32 protein-coding genes, 1 tRNA gene, 1 pseudogene and 1 riboswitch are annotated in these 26,856 nt (G+C 58.5%); of the genes and pseudogenes, 16 read left to right on the forward strand and 18 right to left on the reverse strand.

Going from position 1 to position 26,856, the window contains the following annotated elements:
* Nucleotides 1–256: 256 nt before the first annotated feature.
* From QZ329_RS04710 to QZ329_RS04735, 6 genes are all read left to right on the forward strand, one after another.
* Nucleotides 257–1,117 (forward strand): sugar phosphate isomerase/epimerase family protein, encoded by an 861-nt coding sequence (locus QZ329_RS04710; RefSeq protein WP_295748881.1) that lies wholly within the window; start codon nt 257–259, stop codon nt 1,115–1,117.
* A gap of 84 nt (nt 1,118–1,201) precedes the next feature.
* Complete coding sequence (locus QZ329_RS04715; protein WP_295748884.1) at nt 1,202–1,981, forward strand: 5-deoxy-glucuronate isomerase; 780 nt, start codon at nt 1,202–1,204, stop codon at nt 1,979–1,981.
* A gap of 66 nt (nt 1,982–2,047) precedes the next feature.
* Nucleotides 2,048–2,153: riboswitch (TPP riboswitch) on the forward strand.
* A 95-nt stretch (nt 2,154–2,248) separates the two neighbouring features.
* Nucleotides 2,249–2,911 (forward strand): energy-coupled thiamine transporter ThiT, encoded by a 663-nt coding sequence (locus QZ329_RS04720; protein ID WP_295748887.1) that lies wholly within the window; start codon nt 2,249–2,251, stop codon nt 2,909–2,911.
* Nucleotides 2,912–3,076: 165 nt separating this feature from the next.
* The gene (locus QZ329_RS04725) at nt 3,077–3,382 is read left to right on the forward strand and encodes a DUF2089 family protein (RefSeq protein ID WP_295748888.1); all 306 of its coding nucleotides are present in this window, start codon (nt 3,077–3,079) and stop codon (nt 3,380–3,382) included.
* Complete coding sequence (locus QZ329_RS04730; protein ID WP_295748889.1) at nt 3,383–3,712, forward strand: hypothetical protein; 330 nt, start codon at nt 3,383–3,385, stop codon at nt 3,710–3,712.
* 145 nt (nt 3,713–3,857) lie between these two features.
* Nucleotides 3,858–4,922 carry a hypothetical protein gene (locus tag QZ329_RS04735; RefSeq protein WP_295748892.1) on the forward strand — a complete coding sequence of 355 codons (1,065 nt, stop codon included), beginning with the start codon at nt 3,858–3,860 and terminating at the stop codon, nt 4,920–4,922.
* Nucleotides 4,923–4,971: 49 nt separating this feature from the next.
* On the opposite strand, the gene rpoD is transcribed toward QZ329_RS04735, so the two are convergent.
* On the reverse strand, nt 4,972–6,363 hold the full coding sequence (gene rpoD / locus QZ329_RS04740) for an RNA polymerase sigma factor RpoD (RefSeq protein WP_295748895.1): 1,392 nt from the start codon (nt 6,361–6,363) through the stop codon (nt 4,972–4,974).
* Nucleotides 6,356–8,137 (reverse strand): DNA primase, encoded by a 1,782-nt coding sequence (dnaG, locus tag QZ329_RS04745; protein ID WP_295748897.1) that lies wholly within the window; start codon nt 8,135–8,137, stop codon nt 6,356–6,358. The genes rpoD and dnaG overlap by 8 nt, the downstream gene beginning before the upstream one ends.
* A 219-nt stretch (nt 8,138–8,356) precedes the next feature.
* Here dnaG and QZ329_RS04750 point away from each other — a divergent pair, with 219 nt between their 5' ends.
* From QZ329_RS04750 to QZ329_RS04760, 3 genes are all read left to right on the forward strand, one after another.
* Nucleotides 8,357–8,956: a 4'-phosphopantetheinyl transferase gene (locus QZ329_RS04750; protein WP_295748902.1), complete on the forward strand. Its 600-nt coding sequence runs from the start codon at nt 8,357–8,359 to the stop codon at nt 8,954–8,956.
* Nucleotides 8,957–9,074: 118 nt separating this feature from the next.
* Nucleotides 9,075–9,629, forward strand: a complete 555-nt coding sequence (locus tag QZ329_RS04755) for an RNA polymerase sigma factor (protein ID WP_295748905.1) — start codon at nt 9,075–9,077, stop codon at nt 9,627–9,629.
* A complete protein-coding gene (locus QZ329_RS04760) occupies nt 9,626–10,636 on the forward strand; it encodes a hypothetical protein (RefSeq protein ID WP_295748908.1) in 1,011 nt (336 codons plus the stop codon). Before QZ329_RS04755 ends, QZ329_RS04760 begins: the two co-directional genes overlap by 4 nt.
* A 134-nt stretch (nt 10,637–10,770) precedes the next feature.
* On the opposite strand, the gene QZ329_RS04765 is transcribed toward QZ329_RS04760, so the two are convergent.
* The 8 genes from QZ329_RS04765 to QZ329_RS04800 all read right to left on the reverse strand — a co-directional run bounded on the left by QZ329_RS04765 (nt 10,771) and on the right by QZ329_RS04800 (nt 16,974).
* Nucleotides 10,771–11,109, reverse strand: coding sequence for a histidine triad nucleotide-binding protein (locus tag QZ329_RS04765; RefSeq protein WP_295748910.1), 339 nt, complete (start codon nt 11,107–11,109; stop codon nt 10,771–10,773).
* Between the two features lie 72 nt (nt 11,110–11,181).
* On the reverse strand, nt 11,182–11,751 hold the full coding sequence (locus QZ329_RS04770) for a CbrC family protein (protein WP_295748913.1): 570 nt from the start codon (nt 11,749–11,751) through the stop codon (nt 11,182–11,184).
* A complete protein-coding gene (locus QZ329_RS04775; RefSeq protein WP_295748916.1) occupies nt 11,723–11,896 on the reverse strand; it encodes a DUF4250 domain-containing protein in 174 nt (57 codons plus the stop codon). Before QZ329_RS04775 ends, QZ329_RS04770 begins: the two co-directional genes overlap by 29 nt.
* A complete protein-coding gene (locus QZ329_RS04780; RefSeq protein WP_295748919.1) occupies nt 11,893–12,501 on the reverse strand; it encodes a hypothetical protein in 609 nt (202 codons plus the stop codon). The genes QZ329_RS04775 and QZ329_RS04780 overlap by 4 nt, the downstream gene beginning before the upstream one ends.
* Complete coding sequence (locus QZ329_RS04785; RefSeq protein ID WP_295748922.1) at nt 12,498–12,836, reverse strand: cupin domain-containing protein; 339 nt, start codon at nt 12,834–12,836, stop codon at nt 12,498–12,500. Before QZ329_RS04785 ends, QZ329_RS04780 begins: the two co-directional genes overlap by 4 nt.
* Nucleotides 12,830–15,496 (reverse strand): alanine--tRNA ligase, encoded by a 2,667-nt coding sequence (gene alaS / locus QZ329_RS04790; RefSeq protein WP_295748925.1) that lies wholly within the window; start codon nt 15,494–15,496, stop codon nt 12,830–12,832. The genes QZ329_RS04785 and alaS overlap by 7 nt, the downstream gene beginning before the upstream one ends.
* A 30-nt stretch (nt 15,497–15,526) precedes the next feature.
* On the reverse strand, nt 15,527–15,952 hold the full coding sequence (locus tag QZ329_RS04795) for a hypothetical protein (protein WP_295748927.1): 426 nt from the start codon (nt 15,950–15,952) through the stop codon (nt 15,527–15,529).
* Nucleotides 15,953–16,521: 569 nt separating this feature from the next.
* A complete protein-coding gene (locus QZ329_RS04800; protein ID WP_295748929.1) occupies nt 16,522–16,974 on the reverse strand; it encodes a hypothetical protein in 453 nt (150 codons plus the stop codon).
* 129 nt (nt 16,975–17,103) lie between these two features.
* Between QZ329_RS04800 and QZ329_RS04805 the strand changes: the two genes are divergently transcribed.
* The gene (locus QZ329_RS04805; RefSeq protein ID WP_295748932.1) at nt 17,104–17,637 is read left to right on the forward strand and encodes a DUF5662 family protein; all 534 of its coding nucleotides are present in this window, start codon (nt 17,104–17,106) and stop codon (nt 17,635–17,637) included.
* A 12-nt stretch (nt 17,638–17,649) separates the two neighbouring features.
* Nucleotides 17,650–18,177 (forward strand): hypothetical protein, encoded by a 528-nt coding sequence (locus QZ329_RS04810; protein ID WP_295748935.1) that lies wholly within the window; start codon nt 17,650–17,652, stop codon nt 18,175–18,177.
* A 411-nt stretch (nt 18,178–18,588) separates the two neighbouring features.
* On the opposite strand, the gene QZ329_RS04815 is transcribed toward QZ329_RS04810, so the two are convergent.
* Nucleotides 18,589–18,927, reverse strand: a complete 339-nt coding sequence (locus tag QZ329_RS04815; protein WP_295748937.1) for a hypothetical protein — start codon at nt 18,925–18,927, stop codon at nt 18,589–18,591.
* Between the two features lie 247 nt (nt 18,928–19,174).
* Here QZ329_RS04815 and QZ329_RS04820 point away from each other — a divergent pair.
* Nucleotides 19,175–19,250, forward strand: a tRNA-Thr gene (locus QZ329_RS04820).
* A 215-nt stretch (nt 19,251–19,465) separates the two neighbouring features.
* On the opposite strand, the gene QZ329_RS15575 is transcribed toward QZ329_RS04820, so the two are convergent.
* Nucleotides 19,466–19,591 carry a transposase gene (locus tag QZ329_RS15575; RefSeq protein WP_365351460.1) on the reverse strand — a complete coding sequence of 42 codons (126 nt, stop codon included), beginning with the start codon at nt 19,589–19,591 and terminating at the stop codon, nt 19,466–19,468.
* 625 nt (nt 19,592–20,216) lie between these two features.
* Complete coding sequence (locus tag QZ329_RS04825; RefSeq protein ID WP_295748939.1) at nt 20,217–20,426, reverse strand: hypothetical protein; 210 nt, start codon at nt 20,424–20,426, stop codon at nt 20,217–20,219.
* Nucleotides 20,427–21,558: 1,132 nt separating this feature from the next.
* Between QZ329_RS04825 and QZ329_RS04830 the strand changes: the two genes are divergently transcribed.
* From QZ329_RS04830 to tatC, 4 genes are all read left to right on the forward strand, one after another.
* Nucleotides 21,559–22,155 carry a TetR/AcrR family transcriptional regulator gene (locus QZ329_RS04830; RefSeq protein ID WP_295748942.1) on the forward strand — a complete coding sequence of 199 codons (597 nt, stop codon included), beginning with the start codon at nt 21,559–21,561 and terminating at the stop codon, nt 22,153–22,155.
* 117 nt (nt 22,156–22,272) lie between these two features.
* Entirely contained in the window at nt 22,273–22,650 is a 378-nt protein-coding gene (locus tag QZ329_RS04835; protein ID WP_295748943.1) for a twin-arginine translocase TatA/TatE family subunit, read from the forward strand.
* A 74-nt stretch (nt 22,651–22,724) separates the two neighbouring features.
* Complete coding sequence (locus QZ329_RS04840) at nt 22,725–22,895, forward strand: twin-arginine translocase TatA/TatE family subunit (RefSeq protein ID WP_295748944.1); 171 nt, start codon at nt 22,725–22,727, stop codon at nt 22,893–22,895.
* Nucleotides 22,896–22,917: 22 nt separating this feature from the next.
* Nucleotides 22,918–23,607, forward strand: coding sequence for a twin-arginine translocase subunit TatC (gene tatC, locus QZ329_RS04845; protein WP_295748946.1), 690 nt, complete (start codon nt 22,918–22,920; stop codon nt 23,605–23,607).
* 5 nt (nt 23,608–23,612) lie between these two features.
* Here tatC and QZ329_RS15580 read toward each other — a convergent pair.
* From QZ329_RS15580 to QZ329_RS04865, 5 genes and pseudogenes are all read right to left on the reverse strand, one after another.
* Nucleotides 23,613–23,945 (reverse strand): annotated as a pseudogene (locus QZ329_RS15580) (SDR family NAD(P)-dependent oxidoreductase); the annotation flags it as partial.
* 49 nt (nt 23,946–23,994) lie between these two features.
* Complete coding sequence (locus QZ329_RS04850) at nt 23,995–25,326, reverse strand: transketolase C-terminal domain-containing protein (protein ID WP_295748948.1); 1,332 nt, start codon at nt 25,324–25,326, stop codon at nt 23,995–23,997.
* Nucleotides 25,327–25,360: 34 nt separating this feature from the next.
* Nucleotides 25,361–25,600, reverse strand: coding sequence for a biotin/lipoyl-containing protein (locus QZ329_RS04855; RefSeq protein ID WP_295748951.1), 240 nt, complete (start codon nt 25,598–25,600; stop codon nt 25,361–25,363).
* 72 nt (nt 25,601–25,672) lie between these two features.
* Nucleotides 25,673–26,032: a Lin0512 family protein gene (locus QZ329_RS04860; protein WP_295748954.1), complete on the reverse strand. Its 360-nt coding sequence runs from the start codon at nt 26,030–26,032 to the stop codon at nt 25,673–25,675.
* A 2-nt stretch (nt 26,033–26,034) separates the two neighbouring features.
* Nucleotides 26,035–26,769 (reverse strand): 2-oxo acid dehydrogenase subunit E2, encoded by a 735-nt coding sequence (locus QZ329_RS04865; protein WP_295748956.1) that lies wholly within the window; start codon nt 26,767–26,769, stop codon nt 26,035–26,037.
* Between the last annotated feature and the right edge of the window lie 87 nt (nt 26,770–26,856).

Genomic DNA, 26,856 nt, shown 5'->3' on the forward strand with positions numbered 1-26,856 from the left:
GGGCGGAGACAACATCATCTGCGTCAGCTATTTCGGCTTCCCCGAGAAGATGGACAAACAGGCCCCCGAGGCCCTGGAGCGCATTCAAAGCGAGCTTCTCCGCAAATAGGCACCTAACTTACGCGCTTCTTTCCCTGTGAGACGCTTGATCGGAGTTCGGCTGGGTGTTTCACACAAAAAGCATATTGACAATTGAGCGGATATCGGATAAAACAAAGAGGAGTCATCCTACAAATAAAAGAAGGAGACCATCACCATGAAAATCGGATTCAACGAGGGCTGCAACCGTTTTTGTGAGAACCATTCTGTGCTGGAGGACCTGGCCCTGTGCGAAAAGTACGGATTTGACTATATCGACGTCCAGTCCGAGTGCCTGGACCGGGAGCTTGCCGCCGGGAAGTATACGCTGGAGCAGCTGGGCGACTTTTTCAAGACCCACAACCTTAAAATGCTCTCCTACAACGCGTTGATCTTCTTCAACATGAAGCAGACCCAGGCGGAGAAGGATGCCGTTATGGCGCAGCTGGATGAGATTATCCGCCGCTGCCAGATTCTGGACTGCAAGATGATTGTGGTGGTGCCCTCTATGGACCTGACGGTCCATGCCACCGTGGACGAGATCAAGGCCGACGCCGTGGCCGTTCTCAAAGAGATGGTGAAGAAGGTGGAGCCCTACGGCATCAAGCTGTCTTTGGAGTTCTGCGGCGCGCCCACCATGTCCATCAACCGCTTTGAGTATGCCTATGCCATTGTGGAGGAGGTGAATTCTCCCCTGGTGGGCGTGACCCTGGATCAGTTCCATTTTAACGCCATGGCCTCCGGCTGGGACACTCTGGAGAAGGCCGACGGTAAGAAAATCTTCGTCTGGCACCTGAACGGCACAGAAAACATGCCCTGCGGCGCAGCCTACAACAATGACGAAAAACGCCTCTGGCCTGGCGAGAGCGGCGACTGCCTGGACCACAAGCGCTTTGCGGATACCCTGAAAAAGATTGGCTTTGACGGGGACGTCTGCACCATCGAGGTGTTCCGGCCCGACTACTATAAGCTCTCCAGTGAAGAGAACATCAAAAAGGCCGCCGAGGTTACCCGTGCCCACGTGGAAAAGTACTGGTAAACCGCATATTGGAAATACGCGCCAGAATGGCCCCGGCATTGCCGGGGCCTTCGGCACAGTTTGAAAATGAAAAGGAGCGGAATTATGAGCAAGGTGTTTGGCTATCCCGAGTTTGACGCGTCCGGCGAGATGCTTCTGACCACCTACGACGGCGATTACGCCGCCATGATGATGGATATCCGGGTTTACACGCTGAAGGCGGGGGAGTCCCGCAAGTTCTGCCGGGTGGGGGAGGAGATCGCCGTGCTGCTGCTCGGCGGCCGTGCCGTCTTCACCTGGGAGACGCAGAGGGTGGAAGCCTCCCGCCGGAATGTTTTCAGCGAGGGGCCCTGGTGCGTGCATGCCTCCAGCGGCGTGGAAATTGCCGTTACAGCCGAAACCGGAACGGAGATTTTGGTGCAGTGTACGAAAAATGAGAGGAGTTTTCCCAGTCATCTCTACCGTCCGGAGGACGCCCCCTGGAAGTACTCCTGCGTGGGGAAATTCGGCGATGTGGCCAAACGGCGGGTCAATACCATCTTTGATCACGATATCTGCCCGGCTTCCAACATGGTTCTGGGCGAGGTGCTGAATGACCGGGGCAACTGGTCCGGCTATCTTCCCCACCGGCACCCCCAGCCGGAGACCTATTTCTTCCTCTTCGACCGTCCGGAGGGATTTGGGGCCAGCTTTGTGGGAGACGAGGTGTTTAAAAGCGTGGACCACAGCTTCTCCGCCATTCCCGGCGGGGCGCTTCATCCCCAGGCTGTGGCTCCTGGTTTTCAGATGTATACCACTTGGATGATTCGCCATCTGGACGGAAATCCCTGGCTTCAGACCGACCGCTGTGAGGATGAGCGGTACACCTGGCTTCATGAGATGTAAGAAAAATGGAGCAAGGGGCTTGCAAACTGCCGGAAGCTGTGTTAAAATGCAGATTAAAATTTCATAGATTGTGAGCCGGGGAGCCTGTGAGAACGGGCTGAGAGGAAGCGAACGCTTCGACCCGTAACCTGATTTGGGTAATGCCAACGTAGGGAGCCGTCCACTGTGCGTCATTTCGCATGGATTCAAAGCCCTCCCGGTTTTGGGAGGGCTTTTTGACTGCCGGAGCAGACCGGGCTTGCGATCAAAACAAAGGAGGAGCAAGGGATGCTGCAAGTGTTTGTCAACCATGAGGGAGGGCTCACAACCGCCGGTTATGGGCTGAGCGTTGCGATTCTGGCGCTGTGCCTTTTGGCGGGCTGGACGCTGGCGAATCGGGGAGAGAGGAAGCGGATGGACGTCCGGCAGCTGGCCTATTCCGCCATGGCGGTGGCCCTGGCCTATGCGGCGAGCTTTATCAAGGTTTTCAAAATGCCCTACGGAGGTTCCGTTACCTTGATGAGCATGCTGTTTATCGTGCTGGTGGGGTATTGGTATGGCGTGAAGACCGGGGTGCTGGTGGGATTTGCTTACGGGATTCTGCAATTTTTACAGGAGCCCTATTTCCTGTCGCTGTTCCAGGTCTGCTGCGACTATACGTTTGCCTTTGCCGCGCTGGGACTGGCGGGGCTCTTCCGGAAGCGGAAGGGCGGACTGGCGGCCGGTTACATTGCGGCGGTAATGGTTCGGGGAGTGTTTCACACTCTCGGGGGATATCTGTACTGGATGGATTACATGCCGGAGAATTTTCCCCAGGCGCTGCGGAATCTGTATCCTATCATTTACAACTATAGTTACCTGCTGGCGGAGGGAGCGGTGACGCTGGCTGTTTTGAAAATTCCTGCGGTAGAGAGTGCGCTGGAGCGTGTCCGGGGGAACGCCCTGCGGTGAGTCCGGTTCTTCGGGGGAGAGGGCGTATTGCGCCGGTCTGAGAAATACAATTCAAGAGACTTGTGCAAGCCGCCGGCTCAGCCGGCGGTTTGCATTTTTGAAAATAAAAATAAATCTTGACTTTCATAAAATTAAGGTTTATACTTAATTTTATGAAAGGAGGCCATGAGCATGACCAACATGCCCCCCTGGATGGCGGACCTGGACGAACAGGATTTGACTTTTGTGAAGCGCTTTTTGCTGGCCTCCGGCTCTTTAAAGGAGGTGGCGGCCCAGTATGGCGTCAGCTATCCCACGGTCCGGCTGCGTCTGGACCGCCTGATCCAAAAGATCCGCCTCAGCGACACGGTGGAAGCGGACCCCTATGTCTCCCTGGTAAAGCGTCTGGCGGTGGACGACAAGCTGGATTTCGACACCGCGAAGATTCTGATTGCCGCTTACCGGGAGGCCCGGAAAGAGAATGGAGGTTGAATGATGGCGATTGCGTCTAGATTTGTGATTGGTTTTTTGGTGTTTCTGCTGGTGCTTCTGGCGGGGGGCGTGTTCCTGCAAATCTTCCTCTCCAAACGGGAGAGCCGCTGGCCGGGGTTGGTTTTGCCGCTGCTGGCGTTTTTGCAGTCCCTGCTGCTGCCGCTGAACCTTATGGATACCGGCAGCGTGTCTCGGAATGTTCTGACGGTGCTGGTGACCCTGCTGGCGGGGAATATCCCCACGCTGGTTCTGCTAGCCGTCTATTGGGCGGTCCGGGAGAAACGCCGGGTGCGGGACCAGCTGGACAAAATGAAAATCGACGAGCTGTAAAGCGTGAGGGCCTCCCGGCGGGAGGCCCTTTTTCCGCCCCGGCGGCGTTTAGCGGGGAAAGAGGGGATTTTTCAGGAAAACCACTGTCAGGCCAAGTCCTCCCAGCATAGCCTGAACATGTAAAAACCTTTGGGAGGGCAAACCTATGGCACAAGTGACCAACTTTTTTGTAGGCGCCAACAGCGGCGAGGGCTTCCGGAATCTCTTTTCGGAGTTGGTGAACATGGAGGATACATATGATTTCATGGTTTTAAAGGGCGGTCCCGGCGTGGGAAAAAATACGTTTATGCGGGAAATTGGCCGAACCATGGAGAAGGCCGGAGCGGCAGTGGAGTACCTTTGGTGCTCAGGCGACCCCGATTCTCTGGACGGGGTGGTGATTCCGGAACTGCACTGCGCGGTAGCGGATGGCACGTCGCCCCACGTAATCGAACCCCAATACCCCGCTGCGGTAGACCGCTACGTAGACCTGGGCCGCTTCTATGACCTCACCGCCGCCAAAGCTGGGGCAGAAGAGGTCAAATCGCGTACGCATGCGTACAAGGCCGCCTATATCCGGGCGTATCACAGTCTGAAAGCCGCCCGGCAGGTGGAACTGGACGCGGTGGATGGCGTCAGAAAATCATTTGACTGCGAGCGCCTGGACCGGCGCGTGAAGGGGATCGTTGCCCGGGAACTCCGGGGCAAAGGCAGCGGCGGCAAAACGACTCGCCGGTTCCTCGGCAGCATCACGCATAAAGGCTATATCTGGCGCTACGACAGCGTAGATGTCCTGTGTCCCAAGGTTTACGAGTTTGCCGACGGTTGGGAGCTGGCGGGACCAGCGCTGTCCCGGCTTCATACCGCGGCGGTGGAACGGGGATGGGACGCCATTGCCTGCCTCTCTCCGGAGGACCCGGACCGCATTGAGCATCTGCTGATTCCGGGCCTGGGACTGGCGTTTGTCACTTCCCGTCCCGGTATGGATTATGGCAAAAAGCCCTACCGCCGCGTCCGGCTGGACGCCATGGTGGAGACGGAGGGGAAATCCCGCCTTCGGTTTCAGACGCGAATGGCGGCTCTGCTTCGGGAAGAGGCGGTGGACGCCCTGAAGGAAGCCAAGCAAAACCACGACGCGCTGGAGGCGGTTTATAACCCCTATGTGGACTTTGACGGCGTCCGGGCTCTGGCTGCGCTGGAGGCGGGGAGGCTCCTGAGTTATCTGAAATGACTTGCAGCAGCAAAGCCTGCCAGTTCTGGCAGGCTTTGCTGCTGTATTGTTAGTTTAGAAAATCCTTCAGCTTTTTGCTTCTGGAGGGATGCCGGAGCTTTCGCAGGGCCTTCGCCTCAATCTGCCGGATACGCTCCCGCGTGACGTTGAACTCCTTGCCCACTTCCTCCAGCGTCCGGGTTCGCCCGTCCTCAATGCCGAAGCGGAGCTTCAGCACCTTCTCTTCCCGGGGAGTCAGCGTGGACAGTACATCCATCAGCTGTTCTTTCAGGAGGGTGAAGGAGGCGGCCTCCGAGGGCTCCGACGCGCCCTCGTCCGGAATGAAGTCCCCCAAATGAGAGTCCTCCTCCTCGCCGATGGGCGTTTCCAGGGATACTGGCTCCTGGGCGATCTTCATGATTTCCCGGACTTTGTCCACAGGCATATTCATTTCCGCAGCAATCTCGTTGGGAGAGGGGTCGTGGCCCAGTTCCTGGAGCAGCTGGCGGCTGACCCGGATGACCTTGTTGATGGTTTCCACCATGTGAACAGGAATGCGGATGGTCCTGGCCTGGTCGGCGATGGCCCTGGTGATGGCCTGGCGAATCCACCAGGTGGCGTAGGTGGAGAACTTGAAGCCCTTGGTGCAGTCGAATTTTTCCACTGCCTTGATCAGGCCCAGGTTGCCCTCCTGAATCAGGTCCAGAAACAGCATGCCGCGGCCCACATAGCGCTTGGCAATGGAGACGACCAGACGGAGGTTTGCCTCCGCCAGCTTCTGCTTGGCGGTTTCCCCGTTCCGGAACTGCTTTTTCAGAAGGGATTCCTCCGCAGGATCAACCTCTCCGCCCTCCTCCCGGCGTCTCCGGAGCTCCGCCAGCTTTTCCGCCGCGTCGTTTCCGGCGGACATGGCCTGCGCGAGGCTGACCTCCTCCTCCGGCGTCAGCAGAGCGACCTTGCCGATTTCCTTCAAATACATGCGGACAGGGTCGTCGATGGAGAAGCTGTTGACCAGCGTGTTGGGGTCCACCAGCTCCTCTTCCTCCATGCCGGCGATCTCTTCCGCCGCCGGACCCTCCTCCGGCAGCTCCGGCAGAAGGTCCTCCTCGGCGCTGATGTCAATGTTCAGCGCCTCCAGGGAGTCGTAGAGCTGATCCATCTGCTCGCCTTCCAGGTTGAGATCATCCACGGCTTCCATCAGCTCGGCGGATTCCAGCTTGCCCTTTTTCTTGCTTCTGGCCAGCAGTTCCCGGAGCTTTTCGTTGTTAATCAGCCAGGAGGCGGCGGGGAGAGCGGCAACCTGCTTGTCGTCCAGGCGGACGATGCCGGCTTTTTTGGCCTCTTCGTCGGTCATGACGCGGGGAGCGCCTTCCGCCGGAGAGGCCGCCGCATCGGCGGCGGTTAAAATGGCGTCTTCCTGCTGGTCAAGCTCCTTGGGGGTGAATTCCTGTTTATTAGACATTCCGTTTTTCTCCCTTTTTGTCTTTATATTTTTCTGCCGCCGCCAACAAGGGGTCCGCCGCGCCGCCGGAGCGTTTTGCGGCTTCCGCCTGTATGATGCGTATGTAATCCGCCAAGGCCTGCCGCCCATTCTGAACGGATTCCGGCCGCTGGCAGACAGCGGTAATGTGGCTCATTTCCTCCGGGGTCAGCACCGCTGCCAGAGATGGCAACGCGGCGTCCCGTCCCTCTTCTCTGGCCTGCCAGAGAAGCGTGAAGACCCGGCCCAGCAGCGGGGAGGAAAATTCCGCCTCGCAAAGAGGCGGCTGATCGGGGAAGAGACTGCCGTCCAGCAGCAGCAGGCGGAGGACGCCCTCCTCCGCCCGGGCGGAGCGGAGATTTTCATAGCGCAGGGCCCGCTGGCTGGGCTGAGACTGGGCCGCCGGGTTCAGCTCCTTTCGGAGCTCGGCCCGGTTTTCCCTGGCAATTTTCCGCTTCCGGGCCCGCTGGACCTCCACTTTCATGGCGTCGGGGGTGATGCGGGCGGCTTCGGCGGCCCGGGAGGCGTAAATCTCCCGCTCCACCGCGCCGGGAAGTGTGGCCAGCAGTTCGCTGATTTCCTGGCTGTAAGCCACGCGGGCCTCGTCGCTGCCGAGGTCGTATTTTCCGGCGATTTGCGCCATGCGAAACTCCACGCCGTTCTCGCTGCCGCTGAGCAGCCGTTCGAAGGCGGCGGGGCCTTGATTTTTGATGAAATCGTCCGCGTCCTGCTTCACCAGCTCCCCCTCCCCGGTCCGCCGCCGGGGAAGCTGAAGGACCTTTACCGAAAATTCAGAGCCGTTCAGCAGCTGCAAAGCTCGCTCCGTGGCGATTTTTCCGGCGTTGTCGTTGTCGTAACAAAGCACCAGCTCCTTTGTAAATCGAGAGAGGAGGCGGATCTGCTCCGCCGTCAGGGCGGTGCCCATGGAGGCCACCGCATTGTCAAAGCCCGCCTGATGAAGCGTGACTGTATCCAGGTTACCCTCGCAGAGAATGATATTGGGGCGCTTGCTCTTCTTGGCCAGATTCAGACCGTAGAGAACCCGGCGCTTGCTGTACACCGGGGTTTCGGAGGAGTTCATATATTTGGGCTCGGATTTGTCCAGCACCCGGCTTCCGAAGGCCACCACGTCTCCCCGGGTGTCGATGACCGGGAGCATCAGGCGGTTTCGGAACTTGTCGTACAGTCCGCCGCTCTTGTTCTGTACCACCAGGCCGGCATCCAGCAGTTCTGATTTGGTATAGCCCTTTTGCGTCATGGCGATTAGCAGCGCGTCCCAGGCGTTGGGCGAGGCCCCCATGCCGAAGTTGACGGCGGTGGCCTTTCGAATCTGCCGCCGGCGCAGGTACTCCCGGACGGCCTCGCCCTCCGGCTGCTGGAGAAGCTGGTGGTAAAAACGGGCGGCGTCCCGGTTCAGGGCCAGGAGGCGGGCCCGGCGGCGTCCGGCCTCCCGGTCCTCCTCTTCCTCCGGAAGTTCCATTCCGGCCCGTTTGGCGAGAAAGCGCACCGCGTCGGGAAAGGGGAGGTTTTCCTCCTCCATGATGAAGTTGATGACGCCGCCGCCCCGTTTGCAGCCGAAGCAGTAATAAATCTGCTTGTCCGGCGAGACGGAAAAGGAGCCGGTTTTTTCACTGTGAAAGGGACAAAGACCAAAGAGATTGGAGCCCTTGCGGGTAAGGTGAACATAGCTTCCCACCACGTCCACAATGTCGCACCGGGCGGTCAGCTCGTCCATAAAGCTCTGCGGAAAGGCCACGTTTTGTCCCCTCCTTTTGGTAAGTCTAGCCGAAATATGCTGTTGTCATACCGAAAAAGTAGGATTTTCGGCAGAGGCGGGCATTTGACCACTATTTTTATATACGCCGCAGGTTTAAAATTTCCTCTTTTTTTCTTTGTTTTTTTAAAAAGTTTCCGGCGGGGGCTTTACAGGCCAGGGTGAGAGCGCTTAAAATAGAACGAGAAAGGAGGGTCCGCCATGCCCATTGAACTGTGGACGGCCCGGATGGAGCGTCCTCTGTCGGAACAGGAGCGGGAGGCGATTCTGCCTCTTCTGCCGCCGGCCCGGCGGGAACGGCTTGTGCGTATGCGGGAAGTGGAAAAGCAGCGGGAGCCCCTCTGCGCGTATCTGATTCTCTGTTTGGCCCTGCGGCAGCGCTATGGCTGGAAAAGCCTGCCCGAGGTGGCGCTGAACCAGCTGGGAAAACCTTATTTTCCAGAGCATCCCGGCGTACACTTCAACCTGAGCCACTCCAGCGGCGCGGTGCTGGTGGGTTTGTCGGACCAGCCCATTGGCGTGGATATCGAGCGCATCCGCCCGGTGGGCCAGCGGATAATGGTCCGGCTGGCTCATGTGAGCACGGAGGAGGCGTTTTTCCAGAGCTGGGTCCGCCGGGAGGCCCGGGCCAAGCGCAGCGGAAGCGGCCTGGGGACCGTTATGCGTTCCGAGTCTCCTTTGCAGCCGGGAGAATACTATTATGAGCTGGATACCTTCCCGGGATACGCCGCGGGCCTCGCCACCCGCAGCAAAGAGCCGCCGGGAAAGCTGCATCGCTATTCTCTGGACGAGATGCTGTAAGTGAATCACCGGGCAGGGACGCGCCTCTGCCCGGATTTTTTATCCCCAGGCGCAACCAAACCGTCCCCGCCGCCGACTATATAGGTGAAGGCGGCTTTCAAAAGGAGGGACCCATGTCATGGAGGATCAGGGCATCATCGCCCTATTTTGGGCGCGGTCGGAGGAGGCCATCCTGCTGGCGGCGGAGAAATACGGCGCGTACTGCGGGCAGATCATCCGCCGGGTGCTGGGGGACGGCCGGGACGCGGAGGAGTGCCTCAGCGACACCTGGCTGGGGGCTTGGAACGCCATGCCGCCCCAGAGGCCGGAGCGCCTGCCGCCCTTCCTGGGCCGCATTGCCCGGAACACGGCCCTGGACCGCTACGACTACAATACGGCCCAGTGCCGGAACAGCGGCTTCGAGGCGGTGCTGGAGGAGCTGGCGGACTGCGTGGGCGGCACGCCTCTGGAGGAGGATTTTGATTTTCGCCGCCTGGGGGAGTCCATCTCCGTCTTTCTGGACGGGGTGTCCCCGGCGGCCCGGCTGGCATTTCTGCGGCGTTACTGGTACTGCGAGGGCGTTGCGGAGATCGCCACGGGAATGGGGTTCAGCCAGTCAAAGGTAAAATCCCTGCTCCACCGGACCCGGAAGGGCCTCAGGGAGCATTTGAGGAAGGAGGGTTACGACCCGTGACAAGAGAAGAATTGTTTCGCGCCGTAGGAGAGGTCCGGGAGGACCAGATCGAGGCGGCGGAGACAGTGAAGAAGCAAAGCCGTCCCTGGCGGCGTCTTGCCGCTCTGGCGGCCTGTCTGGCGTTGGTAGCGACGGCAGCCGCGTTCCCTTGGCGCAGCAGAGGGCAGCCCCAGTGGAGCCACATTATATATAGCTTCAATCCAGGCGTGGTGAAGGAATTTTCGGAAGATGCCGGGAACACAGGCTCCGGCGGAGACCTGGACGGCGTCGATTACTGGACGGACAGCCCAACCCTGCCCAACCATCCCGACTATTCCGCCGGTGTGGAAATCGGCGAAATGGACGGCCCTGGGAATAATTCCGGAATGATGGGGCTTTCCTCCTGCGCGGCGTGGCTGTCCCCGGAGGAAATTTTTGCTCAGGACACGGAAATCTTCCGCGGAACCGTCCGGGAATTGCAATATTATCAGGTTGAGTTGGACGCCGTGGGGATGAGGACCTATTACACCCGTTGCCTGGTGGAGGTCACAGACCCCATCCGGGGGAGCTTGAAGGCAGGGGAGACATACAGCCTCCTCTGGCTGGGGGCCAAGGGCTATATGACGACCTCTCTCATTGGCCCGTTGGAGGACCTGGATGTGGGCAGCGAGGCTATTTTCATGCCCATTCGTACAGACCGGGACACCGGCTGGAAAGAAGGGGACAGCTATTTCTGCTACGCGGACCTTGCGGAGCTGTATCTTGGCGAGGGAATGCGCTACGTCTTCGCCTGTACCGGGGAGGGCCTGGCATTTGACCAGAGCGTCTATCCGGAGCTCGCGGAAGCGGAGACCCTGGACGAGGTGGCGGCGTATATCCGAGAGGCGGTGGAAAAAGAAGCCGCCCAGCCCGCGGCAGTCCCGCCGGTACCGCAAACGGACCCCTCTGAAGCAGACAACCCAGAGGAGGCGGACCCCGGCTATTTTTCCGATGGTCCCAATGGGGCGCTGGAAATACCGGCAGAGTAGAAAAAGAAACCGGGCAGGGAGGGTCCTGCCCGGTTTTCATTATTCTTCGCTGCCGCCGCTTCCGCTTGGATGTGTACCAGGTAAACGGAGCGCGCGAAAGCTCTTTTGCCTGCGTTTCTCTCGAGAAAAACAGGTTAACCCGGGGGCCAGGTCATGTCCCGGCCGGAGAGGACATGGAAGTGCAGGTGGAAGACGCTCTGACCGGCCTGCTCGCCGATGTTGGAGACCACGCGGTAGCTGTCCATTCCCTTTTCCTTGGCCAGTTTGGCGATGACCGCAAAGATGTGGGCCACGACGCCGCTGCTCTCCTCCGTCACCTCGGAGACGGAGGCAATGTGGGTCTTGGGAATCACCAGGAAGTGCGTGGGGGCCTGGGGGGCAATGTCGTTGAAGGCGAAGCAGACGTCGTCCTCATAGACCTTGGAGCTGGGAATCTCCCCGGCGATGATTTTGCAAAACAGGCAATCCGTCATGTAAAAACCTCCTTCGTTTTACTCCGGCAGGGCAGGGAAATCTCCGGCCCTGCCGTCTCATGGAGACAAATCCTAATCACAGTCAATGTGCAGCAGGTGCTTTCCGCAGTGAAGGCACTGGAAGAGATAGCCCTGAAGGCTTCCGTCCAGGGACAGTTCCGTGATATTTTCCCGGAACCAGGGGTCCAGCGCAGGGTCCTCCAGCACTTCCTCCAAAAGGCCAAGCTCCTTTAGTTCCCGATACCCGACATAACCCAAAAAGGCGCAGTAGTCGTCGCAGTGGGCGCGCCAGTATTCCTGCTGCCACCCGCAGTAGCCGGGAGTTCGGAGAGTCAGCTCCTCCAGTTTGGCAGGGTCGCTGACCTCGTCTGCGGACTCGCTGTCCTGAAACGCGCCGTCATATTTCTCCGCCGCCGCGCCGCTAGCGATGCAGTTTGGACACAGGTTTTCCACATTCTTTATGCTGTAGAAAGGACCCTCGTAGGTGACATACGTCTCCTTGCCGCAGCAGGGACAAACCGCCGCTTGTTCCCGCTTTATGAAAATCTTCGTTTGAAACGGGTCGGGATGGTATTGAAAATGGGGAATTGACAGGCTGCTTCGCCTCCTTTTTTTAAACGAATTGGTTGCGTCCGGCGTCATACTGGTAATTCAGCGCCGCCAGCGCCTCCCGGACCACCGCTTCGTCCGCGTCCAGGGCGGCGCAGAGCTCAGCGAGGCTGGAAAACTCGTCCCGGAGCTTTGTGTTGACAAAGCTCAGCAGAATCACAGGGTCCTTCGGAATCATGATTCACCGCCTCCCGTTGTGATATGCAGCGTGGAAGAGAGGGGATAGGAAACAGGGAACTCCCCTGGAAAGACGCCTCTGGGATGTTCCAGTCCCAGGGTATCGTAGTACTTGCCGGAAAAGGTCAGCCCGGCGGGGTCAAACGCGCTTTGGAGGGCTTTGACCGCCGCAAAGGGGTCCTGGGGCTCCAGGCCGAGGGCCTCCGCGGCAGCGGCCAGGGCGGCCTCTTTCCCGGCGGGCTCGCAGCCGGACTGGCGGCGCTCCTCCTCCAGAAACGCCCGAAACCGCGGCTCGTCCATCCAGAAGATCTGGGACAGGGGATTCGCGTCCCGGCAGTAGAGGACAAAGGACAAAAATTCCCGGAAGCCCCGCGCTACAGGCAGGACATAAGCCCCCTCTCCCGCCATGGGGTCCACGCAGAAGACCTGCTCCTCTTCCCTGAGAAGGAGGAAGTGAACGCCGTCGCAGCCAAGGCCGGCGAAGATTTCCGCTCCCTCCGGCGTGCAGAAATAGCGCTGGGACGGATCGCCCCATGGCTCCAGGCCAAGGGCGGCGTGGTCGATATCCAAGGCATAAAAGCGCCGCAGATCCTCCCGGCTGCTCACTGCTCCGCCACCACGGCGAAGAAGCGCAGGTCCTCGCCGCCCTCCGGGCTGTCGTTTATCAGGCTGTGGGCGTGGCCCTTGGGGCAGTAGTGGCAGCTTCCGGCCTCCAGCGGCTCGCAGCCGTCATCGTAAAGAATTTTGCCCTTTCCGGAGAGAATATAGATGATCTCGCTGCCGGTCTCATGGGTGTGCATGCCGATGGTGGCCCCTGGAATCAGCCTGCCCCGCATGATCTTATTCAGCGGGTCCGTGTACATCCTGGCGGCGACTTCCTTCTCGCCGCCCCGCATGCGGGGGATGATGGTGGGTTCCATCTTGTCGAATTCGATCAGCATTGTGTCTGCTCCTTTCCGCGCAGCTTCCCGGCGACGAAGTCGTCCACCATGGCCAGCGCGTCGTCCAGCTTCAAAACGTCCGTGCCGCCGCCCATGGCGCTGTCGGGCTTTCCGCCGCCCTTGCCGCCGCAGACGGGGGCGATGGCCTTGATGATGTCCCCGGCCTTCACGCCCCGGGCCACGGCCTCCTTGCCGCAGACCGCCAGGAAGGTGATTTTGCCGTCGTGGACGGAGGCCATGACGCCCACCACGCTGGGCTCCTTGTCCCGGAGGAAGTCGCCCATTTTCCGCAGGGCGTTGGCGTCCAGCTCGTTTTTCTGAGCCGTCAGGACCTGGAGGCCGTCCACGTCTTTGGCGCTCATAAGGAAGTTCCGGGCCTCTCCCAGGGACGCCTCGGTTTTGAACTTCTCCAGGGACTTCTGGAGCTCCTTCATCATGTCCAGCTGCTGGCTGATGCGGCCCTCCAGCTCGCCGGGGGTGGTCTTGAGCATCTGGGCGGCGTGAAGCAGCATCTGCTGGTTCCGGTTTACCGTCTCCAGGGTCAGCTTGCCCACGGTGGCCTCGATGCGCCGCACGCCGGAGGCCACGGACCCCTCGGACTTGATGCGGAAGGGACCGGCCTTGGCGGTGTTGTCCAGGTGGGTGCCGCCGCAGAACTCCATGGAGAAATCGCCCATTTCCACAACCCGGACCACGTCGCCGTATTTCTCGCCGAACATGGCCACGGCGCCCTTGCGCTTGGCCTCCTCGATGGGCAGGACCTCCGTCACAACGGGCAGACCCTCCAGAATGGCGTCGTTTACCAGCCGGTCAATCTCGCTGAGCTGCTCGGGGGTGATGGATTCAAAGTGGGTGAAGTCAAAGCGGATGCGGTCCGGCTCCACCAGGGAACCCGCCTGATGGACGTGCTCGCCCAAGACCTTTTTCAGGGCCGCGTCCAGCAGGTGGGTGGCGCTGTGGGCCCGGCGGATGGCCTTCCGGCGCTCCGGGTCGATCTGGGCGCAGACGGTGTCGCCCACCTTCAGCACGCCTTCCGTCATCCGGCCGGAGTGGAGGAATTTGCCGCCCTTGTTCTTCTGCACCTCCGTGACTTCAAAGCCGGTTTTGTCCGCGCAGAGCACGCCGTGGTCCGCCACCTGGCCGCCCATTTCGGCATAGAAGGGGGTTTTGTCCAGCACGACGGCGGCCTCCACACCGGCGACGATCTCGTCAACCAGCGCGCCCTCCGCCACGATGGCCACCACCTTGGCGTCCGTGATGCGGTCGTTTTCATAACCCACGAACTCCGTGGCGGGCACCTCGGAGCCAAATTCAATTCCGGCCCAGCCCAGGTCGCCCAGGGCCTCCCGGGCCTTTCGGGCGCGGATGCGCTGCTCCTCCATGAGTTGATCGAAGGCGGGGCGGTCCACGGTCATTCCCTCTTCTTCCACCATCTCCACAGTCAGGTCAATGGGGAAGCCGAAGGTGTCGTAGAGCTTGAAGGCGTCCGCGCCGGAGAAAACGGTCTCCCCCCGCTGCTTGTGGGCGGACAGAAGGTCGCTGTAAATCCGCATGCCGCCGTCGATGGTCTTGGCGAAGTTCTCTTCCTCGGTGCGGATGACCTTGGTGATATAGCCCTGCTTTTCCCGGAGGTCGGGATAGGCGGATTCGTTCTCATGGACCACCGTGTCCACGACATCGAAGAGGAAGGGCTTCTCCACGCCCAGGAGCCGCCCATGCCGGGCCGCCCGGCGGAGGAGACGGCGGAGGACATAGCCCCGGCCCTCGTTGGAGGGAAGCACGCCGTCGCAGATCATCATGACGGAGGAGCGGATATGGTCCGTGATGACCCGGAGGCTGACGTCGGTCTTGTGGCTCTCGCCGTAGTGGGCGTGGGTGATCTCGGAGACCTTGTTGGTGATGTTCATGACGGTGTCCACGTCGAAGAGGGAGCCCACGTTCTGGCACACGCAGGCCAGACGCTCCAGCCCCATGCCGGTGTCGATGTTCTTGTTTTTCATCTCCTCATAGTGGCCCTCGCCGTCGTTGACGAATTGGGAGAAGACGTTGTTCCAAACCTCAATATAGCGGTCACAGTCGCAGCCCACGGTGCAGCCGGGCTTGCCGCAGCCGTGCTCCTCGCCCCGGTCATAGTAGACCTCGGAACAGGGGCCGCAGGGACCTGCGCCATGCTCCCAGAAGTTGTCCTCCTTGCCGAAGCGGAAGATGCGCTCGGCGGGGATGCCGATGTCCTTGTTCCAGATTTCAAAGGCCTCGTTGTCATCCAGGTAGATGGAGGGATAGAGCCGGTCCTCCTCCAGGCCCACGACCTTGGTCAGAAACTCCCAGCAGAAGGGGATGGCGTCCTTTTTAAAGTAGTCCCCAAAGGAGAAATTGCCCAGCATCTCGAAATAGGTGCCGTGGCGGTCGGTCTTTCCGATGTTCTCGATGTCGCCGGTGCGAATGCACTTCTGACAGGTGCAGACCCGGTTCCGGGGGGGCTCCTCCTCCCGGGTGAACCAGGTTTTCATGGGGGCCATGCCGCTGTTGATGAGCAGCAGGCTCGCGTCGTTGGCGGGGGGGATCAGGGAAAAGCTGGGCAGGCGGAGATGGCCCTTGCTCTCGAAGTAGCTGAGGAACATCTCCCGCAGCTCGTTCAGGCCGTGATAGGGGTGTGACATAAATTTTTCCTCCCAAGTAGTAATGGTGGGTTATTCGATGATGATTTTATAATCAGAGCCGTCGGCCTCCTCGCCGTCTTCCTCACAGGGCACGGCGTAAAACCGCTTGCCGATCCAGCTGCGGAGATTTCGGATATCCTGAATCTGACTGGAACCAAATTCCTGATAGCAGGTAATCTTGCTGGACTGGTTCAGCGCGTCGTAGAAGTCGGTGACATAGACGGCATAGTCATCCAGGATGTTTTCAAAGGGAATTTGTGTGATGTCCTGGGGACCGCCGCCCTCTTCGCCATAGCAGTCCGGTTCCATTTCAAAAGACAGGGACGTGACATAGATGTCTTCCTGACCAAATCCCGGCTGCCAGTAGGGGTTTTTTCCAAGGTAAATTCCTTCCTCCACCATCCGGTACTCCGGCCCGGCATATTTCTCCGGGGTATAGTTTTGAAAATTCTTCATTTAATGATCGTTCCTCCACACAAAAAACGCCCCTGACAACGTCAGGGGCGAAGATTTTCTCCGCGGTACCACCCTAAATTATCCCCCATTATGGAAAGAGGACATCTTAAGCCATCCGGTAACGGGGATGAACCGGTCCGCTCCTCGCGGACCGCTCCAAAGTGGCGGCTGTGCGGCGTGGGCGAGGGGCTTTCACCGGCCCCCTCTCGCTGCGGGACTCGTTTCGCACAGTTGGCTTTATCATGGCGTTTCGCTTATTGAACCGTAGCTATTATATCGTATCCACGGCGTTTGTCAATGGGGAATTGGTGAAAAATAAAAAGATGCAGCGCAGACTTCGATGCGGGTTCCCCTCTATTTTTTCCGCCGGGGACCGACCGGCTTGCCGGTGAGGATACAGACGCCGGTCTGATCACATTTTCCGCATCCCATACAGTGGGAGGGGCCTTGAATGTGCTTGTGGATGGTGTATTGCAGCCAGGCCGCGCCCGCCACCAAACCGGCCAAGAAAATCCAGCCCAATACCACCATAACGCTCCCCCCGCTTTCCCTTATTTTATTTCTTTATATCATGGGAACCGCCCCTCTGTCAGTGGCATCTGCAACAGCCGGAGCCCCAGCAGCGGCAGCAGCGTCTGCACCGGACCGGGTATGGCGGGGAGGGGGAATTCCTGGGGATCAACGCATGTCCCGTCCGGGCGGGGCAGGGACCGCTGGACGCAGAGCACCGGCTCCGTCAGGCTGGAAAGGGTCAGGCTGTCCCGGGGAGAGAGACCGTAGGAAATGACGGTCTCGGCCTGTATCTGCGCCGGGAGGGCCTGGATGTCTCCCGGCGCCAGCAGGAGGCGGCAGACAATGCCGCCGCGCTCCCGGCGCTGCGCCAGCGCATGGCACCCCTCCGAAGTCAGGGCGAGCAGAGGCCAAATATGTTCCGTCAGCTCCTCTGCCCTCCGGGCCCTGCGGGTCCCAGGCGGCAGAAGGCGCGCCCAGTCCGCAGGGCAGCTGAAGATTGCGGCGTCCATCCCATTCCCCCATTTCATTTGACGGAAATTAGTCTTTGCGCAGGACGGGATTCCATGCAAAATTTCCTCGTCTTTTTCAGCTGGATATGGTATAATGCTGAGGAGAACTTGACTTCGAGGTGAGGCGCCTTGCATTTCTGGGAACATCTGAAAACGGTCCGTCGTCACCGCGCCCTGGTGCGGAAGCATTGCTTCCGCCTGGGGCTCTACTGGCAGGGGCTGACGCACGACTTGTCCAAGTACTCTCCGGTGGAGTTCTGGGCGGGAGTGAAATATTTCCAGGGCGATCACAGCCCCAACGACCAGCAGCGGAAGGAGCGGGGCTACAGCGCCGCCTGGCTCCATCACAAGGGGCGGAACCGGCATCATTTTGAGTATTGGACGGATTACCAGAAGGACGGAAGCGGCATCGGCGGGGTGGAGATGCCCCCGAAGTACGTGGCGGAGATGTTCTGTGACCGTCTGGCTGCCAGCAAGGTCTATAAGGGCAGGGATTTCGACCCCGGCGATCCCTATAAATTTTTTGAGCGGGGGAAGGGGCGGCAGCTGCTGCTTCATCCGGCTACGGCGGCGCTGCTGGAGCGTATCTTGATCATACTCCGGGACGAGGGCGAGGACGCGGCGTTTGCGTTTGTCCGCCGGGAGGTCCTGGGAAAAAGCTAGGAGGGATATCTTATGGAAGAACACAGCATCCGAAGTCTTTTGCAGCCGGGCGAGCAGCTGTTTTGGGAGGGCGCTCCGGAGCGGGGCTTCCGGCTCCAGCGGTCCGACGCGGTCACCATTCCCTTCAGTCTGGTCTGGTGCGGGTTTCTCTGTCTCATTATCGGCCCGCAGCTCCGCCTGGCGGCGATGGTGCCGCTTATGGGACTCGTCTATGTTCCATTTATCCTGGCGGGGGTCTATCTGCTCGTTGGCCGGTTTTTCCTCCGGGCCTGGCAGCTGTCGGCGGCGCGGTACGGCGTCACCGACAAGCGCGTGATTCTTGTCAGCCGCCGGGAAACGGTTTTCCTGATGTACGGCCAGATTCCCATGCTGCAAAAAGAGATTCGAAACGATGGCATTGGCACCATCTGGTTCCGCCCGCCTACATCCTGCGGAGCTGGGAAGCACCGTCACCGCGTCCCCGGCGTGGGCTTTGAGGAAATTGCCGGCGCGGAACAGGTTTACCGGCTGATAGAGAGACAGATGCTGAATCGGGAATAAAGGCGGCGTGAGGTACTCCAAGCGGGACGCCGGCCTCCATTCGAACCGCTTCCTGTGCCTCACCGCTGCCCTGCACAAGGGCGAAGAAGAGGATTTTCGGCGTTTGCCGCTCAGGATTGGTTTGCGGTATGACCCGCAAAGGGACCTGGGCGGCGGACGCAGCGGATGGAATGCGCTTTCGGGTGAAGGGGAACCTGAAATTTGACGGGGGGTCCTCTGTTTCTGGAAGAGCATATTCGTCGCCCCAGGACAATGCAGGGCTCCCCACGGTAGGAGATGACCTTGCCGGACCCATGGCGCTTTGGGCTGCCCGCCCTTGGGGCGGCGAACTACGTTCTCCGCCTCCGGGGTGCGGCAGACTGTGCTGATGCACTCCTATTCTAATCCATCTTTTGAGTGTTTACAGGTATGTTAACTATAGCGGTCAATCAGGCCGTTTTCATCGCAGGCTACAAAAATGTGAATCAGGCTGAAATCTTCCGCCCAAAAGGACAGGCCGCAAGAATCTCTGGTAATGATCGCCGCGCACTCCGCGTGTTTCGGCGTTTCCTTTGTGTCGATTTCGTCACAAGGGAAGATACCGAAATAGCCGCCGTTCTTCGTGTAAAGGCTGGCGCTACAATCTTCGTCACAGACAAGGGCGTTGTTCTCGTCGCGGTACACGGTTCCCCAGCCGTCCTTTGTGGCCTGCTTGTACGCCTTCGTTTTGCCGTAGCCCTTGTAAAGAGGAATGCTGGCAACGTCCGTCACAAAATAGCGCACTTCCCATTGTTTCTTGATTTTCCGGCCCTTTTGTGGTAAAAAATAAATGCGTCGGGACCGTTCCGCACCCTTTTGGGCGGGTTTGTGTCCTTTCGCATTTGATAGTACAACCTGCAAAATTAATGTTGACGAAAAAGATTTTTTGTGCTATGATAAACAGCAGCTTGAAGAGAGCACGAAATGCTTTGTTTTCATATCCGGATGAAGATCAGCGGCAGAGTATCTCGTTTGTTGTGCTGGTGTAGCTCAGTCGGTAGAGCAGCTGATTCGTAATCAGCAGGTCAGGTGTTCGAGTCACCCCACCAGCTCCAACCTGTGTTGACAAGAAAGATGCAGGCAAAAATCCCGCACTTCGGTGCGGGATTTTTGCGTATAAAAAAGTTATTTCCAGAAAATCAAGAACTATTGGAGACGATTAGGAGAAAAAGAAGCGTGAAATAAAAATAACACACCGAAGATGTAAGTGCAGGCGTAAAATAGCAAGGTACAGGAAGCAGCGGACAGTAGCTGCATATGCAGCCACCGTTCAAAGTTTACACGTTTTTTGAGCAGGAGATCTGCCGCGTATATCCGCAGGCATGCTTTTCAGCGTATCGGTAAACTTTCGCCGCATATGCGCCCAGCAGCCTGCGGCCGTGATTTCCGGCGGCAGCTATAGGCAGTTTGGATGTGTTCCACTACGCTGTACCGGGCGGCACATAGACCAACTCCCGCCGTAAAACACTTTGGCCGCACTTATGCAGCGAACTTCCGCATTCCGGGCAGACACGCTCCGCTTCCGGCAGCTCATGAATCAGTTGCTCCACAGGTAAATTGGAGAAATCCATCTCCCGTTTTCCGGTCCGTTTCTTTCGCCTGCGGGTGATCTGCTCCAGGCCAGGTTCCGGTATCGCAGGGTCTGCCAGTGCCTCGCCTCGTTGAACAAAGACATCTGCTCCGAAATGACCTGTGTTTATTCACTGGACGCGCCAAATCGCTGCTCCTGCATCAGGCGCAGCTGCTGAGTCAGCCCATCCACCTGGCGGTGCAGTATCGTGATCTCATCTTTTCCAGAACGGCCGCCGCACTTGCCATAGTCCCGTCCGGCATAAGGAACATAAGGTCCGCCCGCGACGTTCTTTCCGTCATGGTCAGGAACCGCTTTTTGCGCTTCTTCGCCTTTAGTATTTTTTCGATTCTAAGCCGGTCCTTCCATTGCAGATGTGAAAACATCCGTCCCTTCTGGTCAGTTATTCTTTTTGATGCTGTCGAGCTGTTCCGGGGTTTGCAGCAGTTTATCAAAGCCGAACATGCGTGGATGGTGCTGTTGGCGTAGTCGTTGACGTTGGAGCTGTGCCACTGGCGAACAGCCATACGCCGTCACAGCTTGCGTCGTAGGCGGCGCTGGGCTTGCCCTTATGGACCACGATGAAGTTTCGCGCCGTGCCGCCGACTTTCAGCTTGACGGTAGAGCCGACGGCCTTTGCGCTCAATGCGACAGATGCCATAAAATTTCCTCCTGTTTTGTATTACATCCACGGCGGAATGCCGTCCGGGCGCGGCCCCTCCAGCGCTGGCAGGGCAAAAGAAACCGGCGCACCCCGTTTCTTCTGGATGCACCGTTCCTGTTTTGCCCTCCTGCGTGCGTGGACATCTTTGGTGGAATGGAGCTTCCTGTGGAGTTTCGGGACCTCACCGATGATTTCACCCACTTGCCCGGCGTACTTCTGCCGTAATGCGTATGTGTCCCCGTGGGCCGCGTGCGCGTCCCACCCTTGGAATTGGTCTATGATTTTCTCCTTGGTTATTTCCCCGGCGGGGTATGCTTTCCGCCAGTAGCGGATGCCGGTTGCTCAATCACAGCGGAGCATTGTACCGGGTGAATCACCGATCTTGGTGGAAGGAGGAACTGCCCAGAGAGGAGGAGTACCAGACCGCCAGGGCCAGCCTGGAGCGGCGCGGCTGGAAGGTAGACGGTCACTCACTGCGGGCCGACATCAGTCCAAGACGAACTGAGCGGAGGCTTTTACAAGGCCGCCGCGCTGACGGATTTCTTGGATGATGTGGCGGAGCGGCGTCAATTCCGAAATTGGTTCCTGGGCCATTACCACGCCAACGCTGTCGTCCCAAAAAGTTTGCAGTGTTGTATGAACAGATCATCCGCCTGAATCCATAATCAAAAATTGCAGATAAGCAGAGCGGCATTGATAAAATAAATCAATACCGCTCTGCTTGTTTGCAATTCTTCTATTTACATAATCGCTCCATATGTTATAGTTCTTCAACACTTCGCTGAAACAGGGAAACAGACCAAGTCCCTGGTAAAGTCAACAATTCCATTCGCAATATCTGCTTCCGCCTCAAAGTATACTTCCGCAGATGCATCCACCCTGCTCCATTCCCGCCGGTGTCTTTCAAAACGAAAAATGGAAATATATTTTGGAGAAACAGGCTGCCTGTTCTCGTCTTACAAGCGAAATGCACAAGTCCGGGCGGCTCAAATCTGCGCAGTCATCTCTCGACAAACTAACGATGTTAGTTTAGATTGATGGCGGGTTTTCTTACCGGCAATACGGATATTTGAGAGGTCCTTAACCAGTTTTGCTATCTTTACCGTCAGTTCTTCAGGGGGTATCTGCTATGCCGAAAAGAGGCTTAAACCGGGAAATTGTAGTGGATGCTGCGATAGATCTCATTGAAAAGGCAGGATACGAAAACTTCTCCATGCGGGAGCTGGCGGGAAAGCTGCGGGTAAAGCCTGCATCTTTATACAATCACATTGAGGGCGCTGAGGCGCTGCGGCTGGAGGTGGGCCGGCATGCCATTTCCGCTCTGGTGCGGGCGGAGGAAGCGGCCGCCCAGGGAAAAGAGCGGGACGAGGCTATCCTGGCTTTGGCGGGGGCTTACCACCGCTACGCCCGAGAGCACCTGAATCTGTACCGCATCATTATGACTCTGCGGATGATGGAGCACGATCCTCTGCTGGACGATGCCCAGGCAATTGTAGAACCCATTTTGCAGGTGCTGGGCCAGTATGTCCTGGAGCCATTGGCCGCGACCCACCTCCAGCGGATGCTTCGAAGCCTGATCCATGGTTTCATCGCCCACGAGAACTCCGGCTACTTCTCCCATGCGGAGACGGGTGTGGAGGAGAGCTTTTGGTTCGCGGTCCGGGGGTTCCTGGACCGGGTGCACGATGAGGAGCGCAGGGCGCTGGAATCGAGTTTTCAGGACTGAATATAAAGAGCCATCGGGAGAAGCTGGAGTTTCCCGGAGGACGCTCTTCCCCCGCTCTCCAACGCATAGCTGTTTTGTTCATATCGGAAATCGCTTTATTAGGAAAGGAGGGATGTTGTGCAGATCGGAATGACAGAACTGATCCTGATCTTCATCGTGGCGCTCTTTGCCTTGGGCCCGGACCGGCTGCCCGGTTACGCAAAAAAGCTGGGTGAGGCCGTGTCGCAATTTCGAAAATACTCCGAGGAGGCTACCCGGGAGATCAAGGAGAGTGTGGTGGAGCCGCTGGAGGAAGCGCAGGCCCCCCTGCGGGAGGCGGTGAAGCCCCTGGAGGATCTGGATAGAACGGTCCGAGAAGATGTGAAGGATATCAAGGCTTCCTTTAACGGCATTGGAAAGCCCAAGAAAGCGGAGCCGGAAAAGAACCCAGAGGGTGAATCTGAGACGGGGAACGGACCGGAGGCGGAAAGCGGTTCCCAGGAGGCCACAGCCTGAGCCAAAACTCCGGAGATTCTGTAAGTGGGAAAATCTGAAACTGAAAAGCGCGGACAGCGCGGGAGGAATGCGTTATGAGATTGGGAACAACGGAACTGATTCTGATCCTGGCGGTGGTGGTTATCATTTTTGGCCCCACCCAGATTCCGAAACTGACAAAGATGTTCGGTAAGAGCGTCAAGAGCTTCCGGGAGGGAGCGGGCGAGGATGAGCAAAGCGGCAATGCCGGGAAGTCTGAGGAGTAAAGACCGTCGCCCGGACGGGGAAATGCCCCTGTCGGAGCACCTGCGGGAACTGAGGAACCGGCTTTTGGCCTGCCTGGCGGTGCTGCTGGTGTGCTCTCTGGCAGGACTGTATTTCGCGCCGGACATTGTGGAGCTGCTGCTGGGCATTGGCCGCAGTTACCGCTACCGGTTTGTGTACATCGCGCCCCAGGAGCTTTTAATGCAATATGTAACCATCGCCCTGGTCTTTGGACTGTGCGCGGCGCTGCCTATGGTGTTCTACCAGACCTGGGCCTTCGTACAGCCCGGACTCCGGCGGCAGGAAAAGGCCCTGTGCCTGTTCGCGATGGTCTTTGGATTGGGCTGCTTCTGCGGAGGAGTGTATTTCGCCTACCGGGTTATGCTGCCCTTCATGCTGCGTTTTCTCATCAGCCTCAGCGCCGGGAGCAGCGCCGCCGCATCCGTCTCCGTCCAGAGCTACATAGCTTTTCTGACTACAGTGTTTCTGGTCTTCGGGGCGGTTTTTGAGCTGCCGGTGGTATCGGTGATTCTAAACCGCCTGGGACTCTTAAAGGCCCGGTGGATGCGGAAGGGACGGCGGGTGATGATTGTGGTGATTTTTTTCACCGCCGCCGTCATCACGCCTCCGGACGTGGTATCCCAGGTGATGGTAGCGGCGCCCATCACGTATTTGCACGCGATAAAGTGGCAGCGCAGATTGATGGCCATGTGACGGTCCCAATCCTCCAGAGTGACCTCATGGAGGGGCGGCTGAATATCGGCGTGCCAAAATGCGTTGTTGACCAGGACATCTACCTGTCCTGTGAGCGATATGGTTTGCTCCAGCGCGGCTTTTACCTGTTCTTCACCGCACACATCGCAGCGAATGTAGGTGGCTTTTAACCCGCGCTGGCGGATTTGCGCGGCAGTCTGCTCACCGGCCTCATCCTGAATATCCCAGAGAATGGCATGGTATCCCATTTCCGCCAATCGCTGGGAGATATAACGCCCGGAAGCGCCGGCGCTGGCCCCCGCGCCTCCGGTAATGATAGCTGTTTTTTCCTGCATCATTATTTCCTCACAGGGAGGCGGGGCGGCGGTTCACCGCCCCGCCTCGCACTTAGTTTTCTTTGGACTCCGGGCGGCTCTTTTTCAGCTCCGCCTCGCCGTCCACCACAACACGGCCTTTCTCTTCTTCCAGCAGTTCCTTGCCCAAAGCGTTCTTGACAGCGCGGATCACGTCCATCTTGTCCGGGACGATTTCCCACTCCACCATACCCACAGGGATGAAGGTGTTGGGGGTACCCACCCGGATGATGGGGGACTTGAGGGCCCCGGCGTCCCGCTCAGTGACCTGCGCGGCGATTTCCGCGCCAAAGCCGCCCCGGACATTGGCCTCGTGGGCAATGACCAGGTGTCCGGTCTTGCGAACGGAGGCCATCACAGTATCGATGTCAAAGGGAATCAGGGTACGGGGATCAATGACTTCGCAGGAAATGCCCTGCTTTTCCAGGTCCTCGGCAGCGGCCAGCGCATCCTTGAGCAGCTTGTGCCAGGCTACGATGGTCACATCGGCGCCCTCCCGGCGGACCCGGGCCTGCCCGAAGGGAATCAGAGCGTCTTCCTCAGCTTCCGGGATGTCGGCCTTCTCGGTGTAGATGGTGGTGCGGCAATCCAGCCAGATCACAGGGTCGTTGTCCCGGATGGCGTACTTCATCATGCCATAGGCATCCTCCGGGAAAGTAGGCACCGCGATTTTCAGGCCGGGGTAATTCATCAGCCAGCCCTCAATGCACTCGGAGTGGTGCGCGCCGCACTGGGAGCCGATTCCCTGGGCCGAGCGGATCACCATGGGGACGGGACACTTCTGGTTGGACAGCCAATACTGCTTGCAGGCGCCGTGGGCGATTTCATTGATGGCCAGCACAACGAAGTCCGGATACATAAACTCCACAATGGGACGCAGACCCATCCAGGCGAAGTTCATGGACTCGTAGAGAGAGCCCATCTGCGCCGCGCCGTCGCCCTGGCAGCTGAACACAACGCCGGGCTTTTTCTGGAGTTTCAGCGCCATGGCCACGCCTGCGTCATAAAGCCAGTCCGCGCCGATGAGGCCGTCAATAGGCAGCAGGTGCAGGTCCTGGATGTCCTGCTGGTGATAGTCGCCGCCGATTCCCATGTTATAGCCGGTGGTGCGTTCCAGCATACCGGCAACATAGAGCTTCATATCGCACATGGTGAAACAGCCGTGGTTGCGGTGATAGGGCTTGATGTAATCGTCAGGCCCGACGAGAGGCATCAGGCCAGCCTCAAACGCTTCCTGATTGGTGCCGAAGTGGAACATGCCCACCAGCTTGCCCTTTTTGCTCTCGGTGGCGATCTTCTTATCAAAAAGGCGGCACCGCTGCATGATCTTGTACATCTCGACAAGCTGTTCTTTGCTGTAGGCCATAGTCGTGTGACTCCTTTCTATAATGGAATTTTGGTTAGTCCTCCTCGATGTAGCCGATGACCGCGCCCACGTTGTAGGTCTCGCCCACCTCGCCGGTGATTTCAGTGATTACTCCGTCATAGAGGGATTCCACCTGGGCGTTCATTTTCTCGGTTTTGATCTCGCAGAGCTCCTGGTCCTCCTCCACATGGTCGCCCACTTTGACGTGCCATTTCAGGATCTGGCCGGTCTTCATCTCGGAACCCAGCTTGGGGATGTTGATTTCCTGTTTCATAACAATTGTTCTCCTTTAAGTCATTTATTGTAGACGGCGCCGCCGTCTTACACACACAATGAAAGCAGATGTTTAATCTTTCAGATAAACGGTGATGATTGCCACCGCTACCACTAAGGTGTCGCCCGCGCCCATAGATGCCACATGAAGCCCCTTCTCGGCGGCTCCACCCAGGACGGGAACTACCTCCACATCTTCATAAAAGCTCACCGGCTCCCGGACTTGCTCCAGATCCAGTTTCTCCGGGCAAGGACAGCTGATCTGGACCCGGAGGGCGATACGCTCCGGACCCGCTCCGTGAATCTCCCGCACACCGGCCATGCAACAGTGGCTCAGGGCATCCTTGACTGCTTTTCGGGCGGCATTGGTCACGTCTCCGCCGTGCAAGTCCACCCCGGTGCCAATTTCGATCAAATACCGCTGTCTGCCCATACTCACTCCTCCGGCGCGGGACGCTTATGATACATCCAGGTCCAGGGGTCCTGGAGCACCTTGTCCAGAGAGGCGAAGAAGCTGACGACCTCCGCTCCATCACACAGGCCATGGTCGATGGTCAAGGCAAAGGTAGTGAGATTGGCGGGGACCACCTCGTCGTTCTCGTTGAACACAGGCACCCGGCAGTTCCGGCTGATCCCGAAGATTGCGCCCTGGGGCGGGGAGATGAAGGGCTGCTGGCTGTCGATGAGGGACGCGCCCAGGTTGGAAACCGAGAATGTGCCGCCCTCCAGCTTCACCCGCATGAGCTTGCCCCGCCGGATGTAGTCGTAGGTCTTTTTCAGCTCGGCGGAGATTTCCTCAATATCCTTACGGTCCGCGTGTTCCAGGACCGGCTCCATCAGCGCACCGTTGATGGTGGCCTGTACCGTCAGGTTGATATCCTCGTAATAAATGATCTGCTCTTTCTGCCGGGAGGCGTTCAGCGCCATGTTTTCCTCCAGGGCACAGGCTGCGGCCTTCACATACAGATCGCCAAAGGAAACCTTGATCCCCTTCTTTTCCAAGAGCTCTTTTCGGAACGCAATCATCTTGTCCACGTTCAAACGGACCTGTCCTGTTCCCTGGGGATATTCATGCTTGCTGAAAGTCATGCGTTCAGCAATCACCTTGCGCATCCCCTCCAGGGGCTTCACCTCTCGGATGAGGCGTCCCAGTTCGTCTTGCTGCGCCATATTTTTTCCTCCTGTTTGTTTTGTCCTTTGGAAAGGCTTTGCCTGTTATTTAAGCAAATTACGTGCCAACATCTGCGTCCTTGACCA

This window comes from uncultured Oscillibacter sp., assembly GCF_910579365.1.
Classification (GTDB): Bacteria; Bacillota; Clostridia; order Oscillospirales; family Oscillospiraceae; genus Oscillibacter.